The sequence below is a fragment of the Corynebacterium appendicis CIP 107643 genome, assembly GCF_030408415.1.
GTDB lineage: Bacteria > Actinomycetota > Actinomycetes > Mycobacteriales > Mycobacteriaceae > Corynebacterium > Corynebacterium appendicis.
The window spans coordinates 1,712,338-1,726,073 of sequence record NZ_CP046976.1; the positions used below are offsets into that span (position 1 = coordinate 1,712,338).

A 13,736-nucleotide genomic window follows, 5' to 3' on the forward strand; every position below is an offset into this window, starting at 1 on the left:
TGAGCCTAGACGTGTTTTATTCCTGTCCCCGGTCACCACGCGCGCGGGTACCCTAGTGGGCATGACTTCGCGCTATGCCCGTATTGCTCTGGCCGCCCCGATGATCGCTGGCGCCATCGCATTTTCCGCTGCTCCCCTGGCGTTCGCCGCCGTCGACCACGTCGAGGCGCAGGCAACTGCAACAAAAGGAGCCTCGCTGGCTCCGACGGACGTGAAGGATAAGGTCACCGACGACGCCGGTGTTCTCTCCGGCGGTGAAAAGGCGGAGATCGAGGACGCGATCACGCAGCTGCAGCAGTCGAAGCAGCTCAACGCCTACGTGGTGTACCTGAGCACCTTCGGCGGCGAGGACCCGGCGGAGTGGGTGCGCGCCGCGATCACGGACAAGGGCCCAAATACTGCGGTGATCGCGATTTCGCCGGATGACGGCAAGTACAACGTCAACGCCGGCTCCCAGTGGTCGAGCAGCGATGTGGACGCGATGTCGAATGCTGCTTTCGACCAGCTGACCACGAAGAGTTACGGCGCGGCGGGCTTGGACGCGATCAATGCCGTCAACAGTTCGTCTGACGGCGAGGGTGCCGGCCTCGTCGCGGGCGGGCTCGGGGCCGCGGCTCTCGCCGGCGGCGGCTTCTGGCTCTACGGCCGCAACCGGAATAAGAAGCGGGACAAGGAACAGTTGGCCTCGGCGCGCGAGATCAACCCGGGCGATTCCGATTCGCTGGGACGCCTGCCCACGCCGACCCTGGAACAGCTCGCCCAGGACACGCTCGTCCACACCGACGAGTCCATCCGGGAGGGCAAAGACCAGCTGGCGGTGGCCACCTCTGAATTCGGGGCCGAGCGCGTCCGCCCGTTCACGTCCGCGATGAACGAGGCGACATCAGCTCTGCAGCGCGCGTTCAATATTCACCACCGCCTGTACGACGCCATCCCGGAGACCGAGCCGGAAAAGCGCGCGATGCTCATCGACATCATCACCTCCTGCGGCACAGCGAACCAGGCGCTGGCCGATAAGAGCCAGGAGTACGAGGACATGCGCAATGTCCTCATGAACGCCGACCGCGAGATCGACTCGATCTTCCAGCGCACGGTCGATCTGCGCGCACGCGTCGAGCCCGCCCGTTCGACGCTGAGCGGACTCCGGTCGCGCTACTCGGAGCAGATCCTGAGCTCGATCAGCAGCAATGTCGACATCGCCTCCGAGTCCATCGACGAAGCGGAAAAGCAGCTGGAGGAAGCGCGGAAGCTCGCCTCGCAGCCAGCCGGCAAGCAGGGTGCTCTCGTGGACATTCTCCGCGGCGCGCAGCACACCGTCGACGTGGCCGACAAGAACCTCGGCGCCATCGAGCACGCCGACACCAATATCCAGACAGCGAAGTCGAACCTGCCCGCGCTCATCCAGGAGATCGAGGACGAGCTGCGCGAGATCGAACAGCTCAAGGCGGAGCGCGACCGCGGCGCGCGCGTCGATGTCTCCTCCCTCGACTCGATTGCTACCCGCGCCCGCGAGGAGCTGAATGCTCTCGGCGACCGCGGCGATACCGATCCGCTGGCCGTCTTCACCGAGCTGACGGACCTGGACGCGGATATCGATGCGGAGATCGACAAGGCCCGCGGCGCGGCCACCGACCAGCGGCGAAAGCTGCAGCTGCTCGACCAGCAGCTGCAGTCCGCCGGCGCGCAGCTGCAGAGCGCCCAGGACCTCATCCAGTCCCGCGGCCGCATCATCGGCTCCAATGCCCGCGCTCTTCTGGCGGAAGCATCCCGCCACTACGCGGAGGCCCAGCACAACCGGATCAAGAACACGTCCAGCGCGATCGACTCGGCCCGCAAGGCCTCCGAGACGGCCCGCCGCGCAGCGCAGGCGGCCGAGAACGACATCGACAACTACCGCCGCCGGCAGAGTGCCCAGACTGCTAACTCCATGGCCAGCGCGATCATCTGGGGTTCGCTGCTCTCCGGCGGAGGCGGCTTTGGTGGCGGTTATGGCGGCGGCTTCGGTGGAGGTGGCGGCTTCAGCGGTGGCGGCGGAGGCGGCTTCGCCGGCGGAATGGGCGGCCGCGGAGGAAGCTTCTAAGTCTGCTAGTCGCCGCTAGATCTTCGTGGTGCGCCCGGGGGTGTCCATGAAGGTCAGCGCCCAGGTGATGAAGGCGAGGTCGGCGAGCGGGGCGGCGTCGTAAAGCTCGGCGTGCAATTCCGTTCCTCTGCGCGGACGGGTGCGGGCGACGACGACGCCTTCTTTGTCGACAATGGTGCGCGAGGTGGCGAATGCGCTCTCGCGCTGCGCGCGGTAACTGCGCGGGCCGCAATGCGCGACGAGGTTGTTCGTGCCCAGGCCGCGCATGCGAATCTTGTATTCCTCGTGGGGGGTTGCGCCGGTGACTTGCCAGCGGAGGGCGCCGGCGGTGTGGGACACGTCGATGCGGGTGCCGTCCACGGTCAACTCGTTGTCCGCGGTGACGGCGGCGATCACTGTGCCGTCCGCGACCAGCGTCGCGCCGTCCCACACTGCGTTGATCATGGTGTGTGCTCTCCCCCGGGGTTACCTCGGACCGATGAACCACACGGCGACGATGAACACGCTCAGCAGCACCAAGAATGCGATGAGTGCTGTGGAGTTGATCATCTTCCGTGCTTCGAGCACGAGCCGGCTGACCCATGCAAGAGCCACGATATCGACTCGGTCGAGGTCTGTCTCCCCCTCGAATTCGAGGATGGAGCGGCGCACGCCGTTGTGGTCGGAGGTGAACTGGGCGACCTTCTGGCCCTGCTCGTCGTCGATGATCCAGTTCTTGGAGGATTCCGCCACCAGAACGTAGCGGCGGTCACCCACCGTGACCGGGATCTGCTTGTCCCGGCGCAGGGAGCCGTCGGCGCGGACGACGTCGCGGCCGTCGTCGGCACGCGCGACAGCGCCGCCCTCCGGGGTGGTGACGAGTTGCCACACCTCGCCCGAGGTGAGCTCCGCGCGCTCGTGGGTGAATTTCGCGAGCGCGTTCGGGCCGTCCTCTACGACCAGCACGGGCGCCTCACGGTCCGCGCGGTCCCAGCTGACGTAGTGCATGTGTGCTCCTAGCAGCCGATCAGGCGGGCGGCGAGGTAGGACTCGAGCTCGTCGAGCTTGACGCGCTCCTGCTCCATCGTGTCGCGCTCGCGTACGGTCACGGCATTGTCCTCGAGGGAGTCGAAGTCGTAGGTGACGCAGAACGGGGTGCCGATCTCGTCCTGGCGGCGGTAGCGGCGACCGATCGCGCCGGAGGTGTCGAAGTCGACGTTCCAGTGCTGGCGCAGAGTGTCCGCCAGCTCCTGTGCCGGGCCGGACAACTCCGGCTTCTTCGACAGCGGAAGAACCGCGACCTTGACCGGCGCGAGGCGGCGGTCGAGCTTGAGCACGACGCGCTTGTCCACGCCGCCCTTCGCGTTCGGCGCCTCGTCCTCGTGGTAGGCGTCGATAAGGAAGGCCATCATCGCGCGGCCCAGGCCGGCGGCCGGCTCGATGCAGTACGGGATCCAGCGCTCGTTGGTGTCCTGCTCGAAGAAGCTCAGGTCCTCGCCGGAGGCCTCCGCGTGGGTCTTCAGGTCGTAGTCGGTGCGGTTGGCCACGCCCTCCAGCTCGCCCCACTTGGAGCCCTGGAAGCCGTAGGCGTACTCGATGTCCACCGTGCGCTTGGAGTAGTGCGACAGCTTCTCCTGCGGGTGCTCGTAGAGGCGCAGGTTGTCCGGGTTGATGCCCAGGTCGATGTACCACTGGTGGCGGTTGTCGATCCAGTACTGGTGCCACTTCTCGTCCTCGCCCGGCTTGACGAAGAATTCCATCTCCATCTGCTCGAACTCGCGGGTGCGGAAGATGAAGTTGCCCGGGGTGATCTCGTTGCGGAAGGACTTGCCGGTGTTCGCGATGCCGAACGGCGGCTTCAGGCGCGCCGAGGTCATCACGTTCTTGAAGTTCACGAAGATGCCCTGCGCCGTCTCCGGGCGCATGTAGTGCAGGCCCTCCTTGTCGTCGACCGGGCCCAGGTAGGTCTTCATCAGACCGGAGAACTCGCGCGGCTCGGTCCAGTTGCCCGGCTGGCCGGTCTCCGGGTCGTTGATGTCGGCCAGGCCGTTTGTCGGCGGGTGGCCGTGCTTTTCCTCGTACGCCTCGAGCAGGTGGTCGGCGCGGTAGCGCTTGTTGGTGTGCAGGGACTCCACCAGCGGGTCGGTGAAGACTTCGACGTGGCCGGAGGCGACCCACACCTGCGGGGGCAGAATGATGGAGGTGTCCACGCCCACGACGTCGTTGCGCGTTTGCACCATGTGCTTCCACCACTGGCGCTTCAGGTTCTCCTTGAGCTCCACGCCCAGCGGGCCGTAATCCCATGCGGACCGGGTTCCGCCGTAAATCTCGCCGGCCGGGTAGACCAGGCCGCGGCGCTTGCACAGGTTCACAACGGTATCGATCACGGTCGAAGCCATGGGTAGTTCAACTCTCCTGAAAACGGTTTCTTTACGTCAACGGGAACAAGTGTAGCGCCTACCCAGAAGCGCAGATACGGCGGTCGGCACAATCGAATTGCTAACGAAAGCCCTCCGTGTATCGATCTATTGAGTACGAAGCTCAGCAAACAATTTGGCGCAGCCCGCTCGGCTCAACCGGAGGAAATTTCCCCGTGGATTCGCTTTATCCGGGCCATGGGTGAAAATTAGGACACCTTCTTATTAAACTGAAGCGGCAAGTATTTATTCGAAGGCCTGGAGTGAACACGGACTATGAGTGATCCAACGACGTGGCCCGCGGAAAAGCTCGACCGCACCGCCGACATCATTGGCGCTCTCGACTCTCCGTCGCGCATCCAGATTCTTCTGCTTCTGCACAACCGCGACCACGTCGTGCACGAACTCGTCCGTGTCCTGGGAAAGTCGCAGCCCCTGGTCAGCCAGCACTTGCGCGTGCTCAAAGATGCCGGCCTCGTCGGAGCGACCCGCTCGGGCCGCGAGGTGGTCTACAGCCTCGCCGTGCCCGGCGTGATTGCCACCCTCGAATCCCTCTCCCTGCTCGCGGAGCGAACACAAGAAGAGCCAAAGGACGAGCTGGCCGAACGCCGCAAGCGCACGCCCGACTTCATCGACGCGTCGAAGAGCAGTGGTGCGGCAGCCGCTTTCGGCCCGCTTCACGAAGTCACTCCGGACAAGGATCCGGGCCTGAAGCCGGACACCCCGGCCCCGCCGAGCTGAGAACCAATATGGTGTAAGGCATGACTACCCGGAACGACACACCGAAAATCGGCGCGCGGAACACCCGCCAGCGCGCAGCCGTGGTCGATATTCTCCAAGACATCGACCGCTTCGCCTCCGCCCAGTCGATCCACCGGGAACTCACCGACCGCGGGCAGAAAGTCGGCCTGACCACCGTCTACCGCACGCTCCAGACCCTCACCGAGGTGGGCGCGGTCGATGCACTCAATTCAGAAACCGGAGAGACCCTCTACCGCCACTGCCTCACCGACCGGCACCACCACCACTTGGTGTGCACCAATTGCGGCCGCAGCGAGGAGATCGACGGCGGCCCCGTTGAGGAGTGGGCGAAAGACACCGCGAAGAAATACGGCTTCCAGCTCAGCGGCCACGACGCAGAAATCTTCGGGATCTGCCGGACCTGCCAGAAGCTCTAGGCGCCCACCAGCGCGCCGAAGACCACGCCGAGCACGTATGTCACGAGCGCTGCTCCCAGCCCGATCGCGAGCTGCCTGAACGCCCGCAGCGCCGGCTTCTTGCCCGAGAGCAATCCTGTGATGCCGCCGGTGATCAACAGCGCACCCGACACCAAGATCAGCGCCACGATCGCGCCGACCGTCGGCGTCGCGCCGAACAGGAACGGCACGATCGGAATGAACGCGCCGGTGGCGAAGAAGATGAACGAAGCGATCGCCGCCGACCAGGCGCCGCTCGAATCAGAATCCTCCGGTTCCAGCCCGTCCTCGACGTGGTGGTGCTGGCGGCCGGTCATCATGGACCAGAACACATTCTTCGCCTGCGCGTCGGCCTCCTCCGCGCTCATGCCGCGGGCGCGATAAACAAGCGCGAGCTCGTTCTGGTTCACATCCAGTTTCGGGAGCAGGTCGCGGGCTTCGGGGTCGGGGGTCGAGGCGTCGAGAAGCTCTGCCTGCGATTTCACAGAGACGTACTCGCCCGCCGCCATCGACAGCGCACCGGCGAGCAGGCCGGAAATGCCGGTGAGAAGAATGAAATTCGACGACACGCCCGAGCCCATCACGCCCAGGACGAGCGCCACATTGGACACCAGCCCGTCGTTCGCGCCGAACACGGCCGCACGGAAAGAGCCGGAGAGCTTCTCGCGGCCCTGCGTGGCCAAAGCTCTCACGACCTCCGCGTGCATCGCCTCGTCCGCCGCGATCTCGTCCGGCGCGTCCTCGTCCTCCAGGTATGGCGAGCGCTGCTCCGCGGTCTGCATCAGCGCCAGCGCGAACACGGGCGAGACAGTCCGCGCGAGGAACGACATGAAGCGCGTGTGCAGGTCCGGCTTGATGGGCATGCCCACCTCGGGCCCGAGCTTGTCGCGCCAGTACTTCTCGTGGCGCGATTCGGCGTCGGCGATCTCCTCGAGAATCTCGCGCTCGTCCCCCTCGCGCTTCTTCGCCAGCTCGCGGTAGGTCGCGGCCTCCGCGCGTTCGTTGGCGAGGTACTGCCGCCACTTGCGGATCTGGCTGCGTGTCGGCTGTGTCGGAGTCTCCGTCATTTCTTCACTCCTCCGAAGCGGCGGTCGCGCTGCGCGTACTCGAGCACGGCATCGTACAGGTCGTCCACGGTGAAATCTGGCCAGAGAATATCGCGGTAGACCATCTCAGCGTACGCCGACTGCCACAGCAGGAAATTCGACGTGCGCTGCTCGCCCGACGGCCGCAGGAACAGGTCGACGTCCGGCATGTCGGGGCGGTAGAGATATTCGTTTATTCGCGCCTCGTTGATCTGGCTCGGCTTCAACTCCCCCTTCTGCACTGCCTGGGCCATGCGCTTCATACCGTCGGCGAGCTCCGCGCGCCCGCCGTAATTGATGCACATAGCCAACGTGAGGCCGGTGTTGTTCTTGGTCATCTCCTCGGCCGCTTCCAGCTCGCGGATGACGGAACGCCACAAGCGCGGGCGGCGGCCCGCCCACACGATGCGGACATTCTTCGCGTGCAGCTGGTCGCGTTCCGCCCGCATGATGTCGCGGGAAAACCCCATGAGGAAGCGGACCTCGTCCGCGCTGCGGCGCCAGTTCTCCGTGGAGAAGGTGTAGGCGGACAACCATTCAACGCCGCCGAGCTCGATGGCCGCGTCCACCATGTTCATCAGCACTTTCTCGCCGACGCGGTGACCTTCGGTGCGCGGCAGGCCGCGCTCTTGCGCCCAGCGGCCGTTCCCGTCCATGACGAGCGCGATGTGGCGCGGGATGAATTCGCGGGGGATCTCGGGGATGGTGCTCACCCCGCCTATTATGCCTGCTCCATGATCTTCAACGACGCAACGGCCGCTTCGACATTGAACTGCAGGTGAGCGATGGACAGCCGGTGCACCTGCGCCGCCGTCGTCTCTGTCAGCTTGTCCTGCGCGGCGTCGAAATAGCCTTCGGTGAGCAGCCACATGATGTGCAGCGTGTCCTCCTCCACATCGAAAGAGCCCGGCGGCCGGCAGTGCACGCACGCCGCCCCGCCCACTGCCGGGTGGAACGCGTGGTGCGGTCCCCTCCTGCCGCACTGCGCGCAGTTGAACAGGCTCAGCCCCCAGCCGGCATGCGCCGTGGCACGGAGGATGAACGCGTCGAGCACCAGTGTCGAAGAATCTGTGTCCTGCAGAGCCTTGAATGCAGAGCCAACCTCATTGAACAGGAACTCGTCCGCCTCGTCGGCGTAGCTGAGCTTCTCCGCCGCCTCCATTACGGCGCATGCAGAGGCGTACCTGTCGAAATCGTCGATGATCCCCCGCCCGTAGTACGCGACGGTGTCCACCTGCGTGATCGTGGCCAGATTCCGCCCCGGGTACAGCTGCACGTCGATGTCCACGAAGGGCTGCACGCGGGAGCCGAACCGGCTCTTCGTCTTGCGCACGCCTTTCGCGACAGCCCTGACGAGACCGTGGTCTCGGGTCAGCAGCACCACGACGCGGTCGGCCTCACCGAAGTCGTAGGTGCGCACCACGAAAGCGCGGTCGCGGAAGCTGGGTTTAGAAGCCAAGGCGCCCCAAATGCTTCGGGTCGGACTGCCAGTTCTTCAGCACCTTGATGCGCAGATCGAGGTACACGTTCTGCCCCACCAGCTCCATGATCTGCTTCCGCGAGCGCTGGACAATCCCGGACAGTCTCCGCCCGTCCCTTCCCTCGATGATGGTCTTCTGTCCCGGGCGCTCCAGGTACAGCACCGCGTAGATCTTGGTCCGTGTGTTACCCCGGCCGTCGGTTTCGGGGAGCATCTCGTCGATCTGCACGGCCACCGAGTGGGGCAGCTCGTCGCGGAGCCCGCGCAACGCCTCCTCGCGGATCAGCTCCGCGATGCGTGTCTCCATGTCCTCGTCCGTGACGTGGCCTTCCGGATAGAACCGTGGACCTTCTGGAAGGAGAGAAGCGATCACGTCCAACAGGACATCCAGCTGAACATTCTCCGTCGCCGAGACCGGAACCACATCGACATTCTCGTTTCCTGTGGCTTCCACCAGCATCTCGTGCAGGCTCATGAGTTGTTCGCCCACCTGGTCTTTGCCGGCCCGGTCGAGCTTGGTCACGATGCCCACGATGGGCGTGTTCGGCTTCGTCTTCCGCACCGCATCGAGGATCCAGCGGTCGCCGGGGCCGATCTTCTCGTTCGCCGGGATGGTCAGGCCGATCACGTCCACGTCGGCGAAGGTGTCTTTGACCACCTCATTGAGGCGCTCGCCCAACAGGGTGCGCGGACGGTGCAGGCCGGGGGTGTCCACAACGACGATCTGCGCGTCGTCCCGGTTCACGATGCCGCGGATCGGGTGGCGGGTCGTCTCCGGCTGGTCCGCCATGATGGCGATCTTCTCGCCCACCAGCGCATTCGTCAGCGTCGACTTACCGGTGTTCGGGCGGCCGACGAAGCTGACAAATCCGGAGCGAAAGCCCTCCGGGGTATCGGTGAACTGGGAAAGGTAGTCCATGCCTGCATATGGTACTGCCACGAAACTGGCGTCCGGCTCCACAATGAGGTCTTGTCGCTCTACCGAGGGAAGGCCGGCAAAACTGTTGTCCAGCCGCGTGGTCTCCTGCGCCGCCACGACCATGCCGTAGAGGGTTCCGGCGATGTGCTCGAGGCGATCCTTGGGGGCGTCGTCGATAAGCGCTGTGTACATCGCTGCCGCGAGATCCCCCGCGCCGACGACATTGCCGCCGACGCGCGGCGTTTCCACGTACCAGGCAACATCCTCATCGATGTCCAGCATGCCGATCGTCGCCGGATCGCCCGTGTCCACGCTGGTGATGAGTGCACGGCTTGTCAGGGACCGCGCGGCGTCGATCGTCTCCGCGATGGTGCTCAGCTCGCGGCCGGTGAGAAGCGCCAGCTCCCACTGGTTGGGGCAGATCGCGTCGGCGAGCGGAATGATCTCGTCTTTGAAGATGCCCGGGATGTCCTCGTCGACGAACGACCCGACCTTCGCGTTGCCGATCACCGGGTCGCACACCCACTCCGCCTCCGGGTTGGCCTGCTTGACCTTCTCCACTGCGTCCACAATGACGGATGCGAGAGACGACGAGCCCAAATACCCCGTCACCACCACGTCGGCCTCGGGGTAGGCGAAGCTCATCCCGTCCAGCACGTCCGCGACGTCTTCGGGCGCGATCTTCGGCCCGCGCCACGACGGGTACTCCGTGTGGTTGGAGAAGTTGACGGTGTACACCGGCCAGACCTCGTGGCCAAGCCGCTGCATCGGGAAAACGGCCCCGGAATTGCCCACGTGGCCGAAGGACACCGCCGACTGGACCGAGAGAATCTTCACAGCTCACGTACCTCGAACTGCATCTGGGGATGCGCAAAGGAGTCTTGCGATTCCACCAACAGCAGTTCCGGCGAATCCGCCTCGTACGTCGCCTCCAGCAGGTCATAGACACTGGAGGCTGTCTTCGCGAGGGAATCTGCCGCGTTGACCGATTCCACGTAGTGCCCGGTGAATAGTGCGCATGCCACATCCCCGGAGCCATTGCGTTTGAAAGGAAGCCTCGGTGTTTCCACGATCCACGTTCCCGTGTCATCCGACGCGATCATTTCGAGAACACCGTCCGGCTGGTCCGGCCGCTCGACGGACGTCACGAGCACCGTCGACGGCCCCATCTCTTTCGCGGCCTCAATCCCTTTCAGCGTCGAATCAAGGTCGAAACAATCAATCCCCGTCAGGTACCCCAGCTCGAACTGGTTCGGGCAGATGATGTCGGCGACCGGCACCACCTTCTCGCGCAGCAGCGGCGGAATATTGTCCGAGACGTGGCAGCCCGATTTCGCATTGCCCATCACCGGGTCACAGGAATACACGGCGTCCGGATTCAGCTCTTTGACCTGCGCCACCGCGTCCACGACCACGTCCGCGATATCGTCGCCGCCCAGATATCCGGACAGCACCACGTCGACGTCTTTGAGCGCCCCGCGGTCGCCGATGCCTGCGATCACTTCGCGGACATCCTCCGCCGGAATCATCGGGCCCTTCCACGAGCCGTAGCCGGTGTGGTTGGAGAAATTCACGGTGTACACCGGCCACACCTCGTGTCCGATCCGCTGCAGCGGAAAGACCGCCGCCGAATTGCCCACATGGCCGAAAGACACTGCTGACTGGATGGAGAGGATGTTCTTCATGCACCTATTGTGCACTGCCGTCGGGTGAATTCAGGTCTCGGGGCTGCTCGGGGACGTCGATAAGCACTGTGCGCACTTTCACGCGGCCGCGGCGGTCGTGGCCGCCTTCCGCGGTAAACCGCAGGCCCTCGACCTCGACGTACGAGCCCGGCAGCGGCACGCGCCCCAGCTCATAGGACAAAATGCCCGCGACTGTCTCGACGTTGTCCGTGATCTCCTCGTCGAATTCGAGCTCGTAGTTGATCTCGTCGTCGAGGAAATCAACGAGGTCGTCGAGCGGCAACCGCGCCTGAGCGCGGTACGTGCGGCCCACAACGAGTTCGATCGGCGCTTCCTCGTCCGCGTCGTACTCGTCGGCGATCTCGCCCACGATTTCCTCGAGAATGTCCTCCATCGTCATCAGGCCCGCGATGCCGCCGTACTCGTCCACGAGCACCGCGATGTGCGTCTGGTCCCTCTGCATCTCCGCGAGCAGATCGTCCAGGGGCTTCGAGTCGGGCACGAATTTCGGCTCGCGCATCAGCTCGGAGACCGCGACCCCGCTGCCGCTGTCCGTGCGGTTGTAGGTGCGCTCGACGATGTCCTTCAGGTAGATCACGCCCACGATGTCGTCGACGCTCTCCCCGATCACCGGCACGCGTGAGTGCCCAGAACGGATCATGAGGTTCGCCGCCTGGCCGGAGGTCTTTTCCGCCTCGATCCACACCATCTCCGGGCGCGGCACCATCACCTGGCGCGCGTGCGTGTCGGTCAGGTCGAAAATGTTCTGGATCATGCGGTGCTCGACGGTCTCCACCACGCCCTGCTCCTGCGCTATGTCGACGGCCTCGCGCAGCTCGACGTCGGTGGCGTACGGGTTCTCGAGAGATTCCTCTCCCGGCGTTACCAGGTTGCCGATCCAGATCAGCAGCTTCGACACAGGCCCCAGCACGACGTACACGACTGTCAAGACCTGCGCCGCGCGCAAGGAGATCGAGTACGGGTTCAGCTTGCCGGCCCGCCGCGCGATCACGCCGATCACGCCGAAGCGCAACAGCGTCACCGCCACGATCGCCGCCGTGATCGCCCACCCCCGCGACGGAATCGCGTCCAAGGCCGTCAGCAGCGCGAAGACCGCCGCCAGCGTGTCCAGCACCGTCTGGATCAGCGCGAGCAGACCCAAGTGGTTCGACCGCGCATCCACGACGCGAAGCAAAGAGGTAGCTCCCCCCACGCCGTCCTTTGCCATCGACTCCACGCGCGCACGCGAAATGGGAACGAGCGCAGACTCGAGCATCTTGATCACGCCCGCCCCCAGCAGGGAGACCAGGGAGATCAGCAGGTAGGTCACCCAGAGGTCCACTACTCGCCCCGCTTTTCGACGAGCCCGTCCAGTTCCTCCCGGTCCGCCGCCGACGGGAATGCGTGCTTCCCGTCCGGCTTCGGCTGGAATTCAATGCCGCGGGCCGACAGATCGTCGTACCAGTCCGCCAGGATCTCGTTCTGCAGCGCGAACATCTCGCGCTCCTCCGCCGGGGTGGCGTGGTCATAGCCCAACAGATGCAAACACCCGTGCACCGTCAACAGCGCCATCTCGTGGCCGAGGGAATGCCCCGCCGCATCCGCCTGCTTCCGGTCGTAGGCAGGACACAGGATGATGTCGCCCAGCATCGACGGCCCAACCGGGGTGGCATCTGGCCGCCCCGAACCGGGAGTGAGCTCGTCCATCGGGAAGCTCATCACGTCGGTGGGGCCCGGCAGGTCCATCCAGCGCACGTGCATGTCCGCCATCGTGTCGGTGTCCACGCAGGTGATGGTGACCTCGGTGTCCGGGTGGACGTCCATGGCTGTCAGGGCGAACGACGCGACGTCGACAAGCATCTCCTCGTTGACGTCTGCTTCCCCGGACTCGTTGAGGACTTCGATGCTCACTGTGTGTCTCCCTCTTTTTCTGCCCTGTGTGCGTCGTAGCTGTCGTAGGCGGCGACGATCCGGCTGACCAGCCTGTGCCTCACGACGTCCTTCGCGCTGAATTCCTGGAAATGAATGTCTTCCACATCCTGCAAAATTCGCCGCGCCACCCTCAGCCCCGACACGACTCCACGCGGCAGGTCCACCTGCGAAATATCGCCCGTGACCACCATCTTGGAGCCAAAACCTAAGCGCGTCAGAAACATCTTCATCTGCGCCGGGGTCGTGTTCTGCGCCTCATCGAGGATCACGAACGCGTCGTTCAGCGTGCGTCCGCGCATGTACGCCAGCGGCGCGACTTCAATGATGCCCGCCTCCATCAGCTTCGGGATCATCTCCGGATCGAGCATGTCACGCAGCGCGTCGTACAGCGGGCGCAGGTACGGATCGATCTTGTCGTTCAGCGTGCCCGGCAAGAAGCCGAGCTTCTCCCCCGCCTCCACGGCCGGGCGCGTCAGAATGATCCGCTTGACCTCTTTGGCCTGCAAAGCCTGCACTGCCTTAGCCACCGCCAGGTACGTCTTTCCCGAGCCCGCCGGGCCGATGCCGAACACGATCGTGTTCTCGTCGATCGCGTCGACGTACTCGCGCTGCCCCGCTGTCTTCGGGCGAATGATCTTTCCGCGCCGCGCGACGATCTCCTGCCCGAGGATCTCCGCGACGGATTCCGGCATGTCGGTGGCCATGATGTCCACCGCGTGCGTCACCGCATCCGCCGTGATCACGATGCCGCGGCGCGCCATCGCCTCCAGCTCGGAAAGCACGCGCGAAGCGTGCGCCACCTTATCCACCGGGCCGCGCAGCATCACCGAGCCGCCGCGCGCGAAGAGGTCCACGCCCAGCATGTCGTTCAGGGTGCGCAGATTCCCGTCCGTGACGCCGAGAACACTTTGCGCCAGTTCAGGGTCGAGCTCGTAGGAGCTTGAGACCAGTTCTGCCATGCGG

At 64.9% G+C, this 13,736-nt stretch carries 14 protein-coding genes; 3 read left to right on the forward strand and 11 right to left on the reverse strand.

What is annotated here, in order from left to right:
- Positions 1 to 61 precede the first annotated feature (61 nt).
- Entirely contained in the window at positions 62 to 2,080 is a 2,019-nt protein-coding gene (locus CAPP_RS08380; protein ID WP_076599579.1) for a TPM domain-containing protein, read from the forward strand.
- 15 nt (positions 2,081 to 2,095) lie between these two features.
- Here CAPP_RS08380 and CAPP_RS08385 read toward each other — a convergent pair whose 3' ends face one another.
- From CAPP_RS08385 to CAPP_RS08395, 3 genes are read right to left on the reverse strand one after another with little or no spacing between them, the layout of a single operon-like run.
- Positions 2,096 to 2,524, reverse strand: coding sequence for a hypothetical protein (locus tag CAPP_RS08385; RefSeq protein ID WP_076599578.1), 429 nt, complete (start codon positions 2,522 to 2,524; stop codon positions 2,096 to 2,098).
- 21 nt (positions 2,525 to 2,545) lie between these two features.
- Entirely contained in the window at positions 2,546 to 3,067 is a 522-nt protein-coding gene (locus CAPP_RS08390; protein ID WP_076599577.1) for a hypothetical protein, read from the reverse strand.
- Between the two features lie 8 nt (positions 3,068 to 3,075).
- Positions 3,076 to 4,458: a glycine--tRNA ligase gene (locus tag CAPP_RS08395; protein ID WP_076599576.1), complete on the reverse strand. Its 1,383-nt coding sequence runs from the start codon at positions 4,456 to 4,458 to the stop codon at positions 3,076 to 3,078.
- Between the two features lie 294 nt (positions 4,459 to 4,752).
- Here CAPP_RS08395 and CAPP_RS08400 point away from each other — a divergent pair, with 294 nt between their 5' ends.
- Both CAPP_RS08400 and CAPP_RS08405 read left to right on the forward strand, forming a co-directional pair.
- Complete coding sequence (locus CAPP_RS08400; protein ID WP_076599575.1) at positions 4,753 to 5,217, forward strand: ArsR/SmtB family transcription factor; 465 nt, start codon at positions 4,753 to 4,755, stop codon at positions 5,215 to 5,217.
- 20 nt (positions 5,218 to 5,237) lie between these two features.
- Positions 5,238 to 5,654, forward strand: coding sequence for a Fur family transcriptional regulator (locus tag CAPP_RS08405; protein WP_076599574.1), 417 nt, complete (start codon positions 5,238 to 5,240; stop codon positions 5,652 to 5,654).
- Here the strand turns inward: CAPP_RS08405 and CAPP_RS08410 are convergent.
- From CAPP_RS08410 to CAPP_RS08450, 8 genes are all read right to left on the reverse strand, one after another.
- Positions 5,651 to 6,739, reverse strand: a complete 1,089-nt coding sequence (locus CAPP_RS08410) for a VIT1/CCC1 transporter family protein (protein WP_076599573.1) — start codon at positions 6,737 to 6,739, stop codon at positions 5,651 to 5,653. The genes CAPP_RS08405 and CAPP_RS08410 overlap by 4 nt on opposite strands.
- A complete protein-coding gene (locus CAPP_RS08415; RefSeq protein ID WP_234958935.1) occupies positions 6,736 to 7,413 on the reverse strand; it encodes an isoprenyl transferase in 678 nt (225 codons plus the stop codon). The genes CAPP_RS08410 and CAPP_RS08415 overlap by 4 nt, the downstream gene beginning before the upstream one ends.
- Before the next feature lie 65 nt (positions 7,414 to 7,478).
- On the reverse strand, positions 7,479 to 8,216 hold the full coding sequence (recO, locus tag CAPP_RS08420) for a DNA repair protein RecO (protein ID WP_076599572.1): 738 nt from the start codon (positions 8,214 to 8,216) through the stop codon (positions 7,479 to 7,481).
- Complete coding sequence (era, locus tag CAPP_RS11295; RefSeq protein ID WP_076599571.1) at positions 8,206 to 9,993, reverse strand: GTPase Era; 1,788 nt, start codon at positions 9,991 to 9,993, stop codon at positions 8,206 to 8,208. The genes recO and era overlap by 11 nt, the downstream gene beginning before the upstream one ends.
- On the reverse strand, positions 9,990 to 10,841 hold the full coding sequence (pdxY, locus tag CAPP_RS08435) for a pyridoxal kinase PdxY (RefSeq protein ID WP_076599570.1): 852 nt from the start codon (positions 10,839 to 10,841) through the stop codon (positions 9,990 to 9,992). Before pdxY ends, era begins: the two co-directional genes overlap by 4 nt.
- Before the next feature lie 4 nt (positions 10,842 to 10,845).
- A complete protein-coding gene (locus CAPP_RS08440) occupies positions 10,846 to 12,183 on the reverse strand; it encodes a hemolysin family protein (protein ID WP_076599569.1) in 1,338 nt (445 codons plus the stop codon).
- Positions 12,183 to 12,752: an rRNA maturation RNase YbeY gene (gene ybeY / locus CAPP_RS08445; RefSeq protein WP_076599568.1), complete on the reverse strand. Its 570-nt coding sequence runs from the start codon at positions 12,750 to 12,752 to the stop codon at positions 12,183 to 12,185. The genes CAPP_RS08440 and ybeY overlap by 1 nt, the downstream gene beginning before the upstream one ends.
- On the reverse strand, positions 12,749 to 13,732 hold the full coding sequence (locus CAPP_RS08450) for a PhoH family protein (RefSeq protein WP_076599608.1): 984 nt from the start codon (positions 13,730 to 13,732) through the stop codon (positions 12,749 to 12,751). The genes ybeY and CAPP_RS08450 overlap by 4 nt, the downstream gene beginning before the upstream one ends.
- Positions 13,733 to 13,736: the final 4 nt, after the last annotated feature.

What these genes read in the sequence shown, in the direction of transcription:
- CAPP_RS08385 (WP_076599578.1), bottom strand. Translation starts at nt 2,524, where the DNA reads ATGATCAACGCAGTGTGGGACGGCGCGACGCTGGTCGCGGACGGCACA.
- CAPP_RS08390 (WP_076599577.1), bottom strand. Translation starts at nt 3,067, where the DNA reads ATGCACTACGTCAGCTGGGACCGCGCGGACCGTGAGGCGCCCGTGCTG.
- CAPP_RS08400 (WP_076599575.1), top strand. Translation starts at nt 4,753, where the DNA reads ATGAGTGATCCAACGACGTGGCCCGCGGAAAAGCTCGACCGCACCGCC.
- CAPP_RS08450 (WP_076599608.1), bottom strand. Translation starts at nt 13,732, where the DNA reads ATGGCAGAACTGGTCTCAAGCTCCTACGAGCTCGACCCTGAACTGGCG.
- pdxY (WP_076599570.1), bottom strand. Translation starts at nt 10,841, where the DNA reads ATGAAGAACATCCTCTCCATCCAGTCAGCAGTGTCTTTCGGCCATGTG.
- CAPP_RS08405 (WP_076599574.1), top strand. Translation starts at nt 5,238, where the DNA reads ATGACTACCCGGAACGACACACCGAAAATCGGCGCGCGGAACACCCGC.
- CAPP_RS08410 (WP_076599573.1), bottom strand. Translation starts at nt 6,739, where the DNA reads ATGACGGAGACTCCGACACAGCCGACACGCAGCCAGATCCGCAAGTGG.
- CAPP_RS08415 (WP_234958935.1), bottom strand. Translation starts at nt 7,413, where the DNA reads ATGGACGGGAACGGCCGCTGGGCGCAAGAGCGCGGCCTGCCGCGCACC.
- CAPP_RS08380 (WP_076599579.1), top strand. Translation starts at nt 62, where the DNA reads ATGACTTCGCGCTATGCCCGTATTGCTCTGGCCGCCCCGATGATCGCT.
- CAPP_RS08395 (WP_076599576.1), bottom strand. Translation starts at nt 4,458, where the DNA reads ATGGCTTCGACCGTGATCGATACCGTTGTGAACCTGTGCAAGCGCCGC.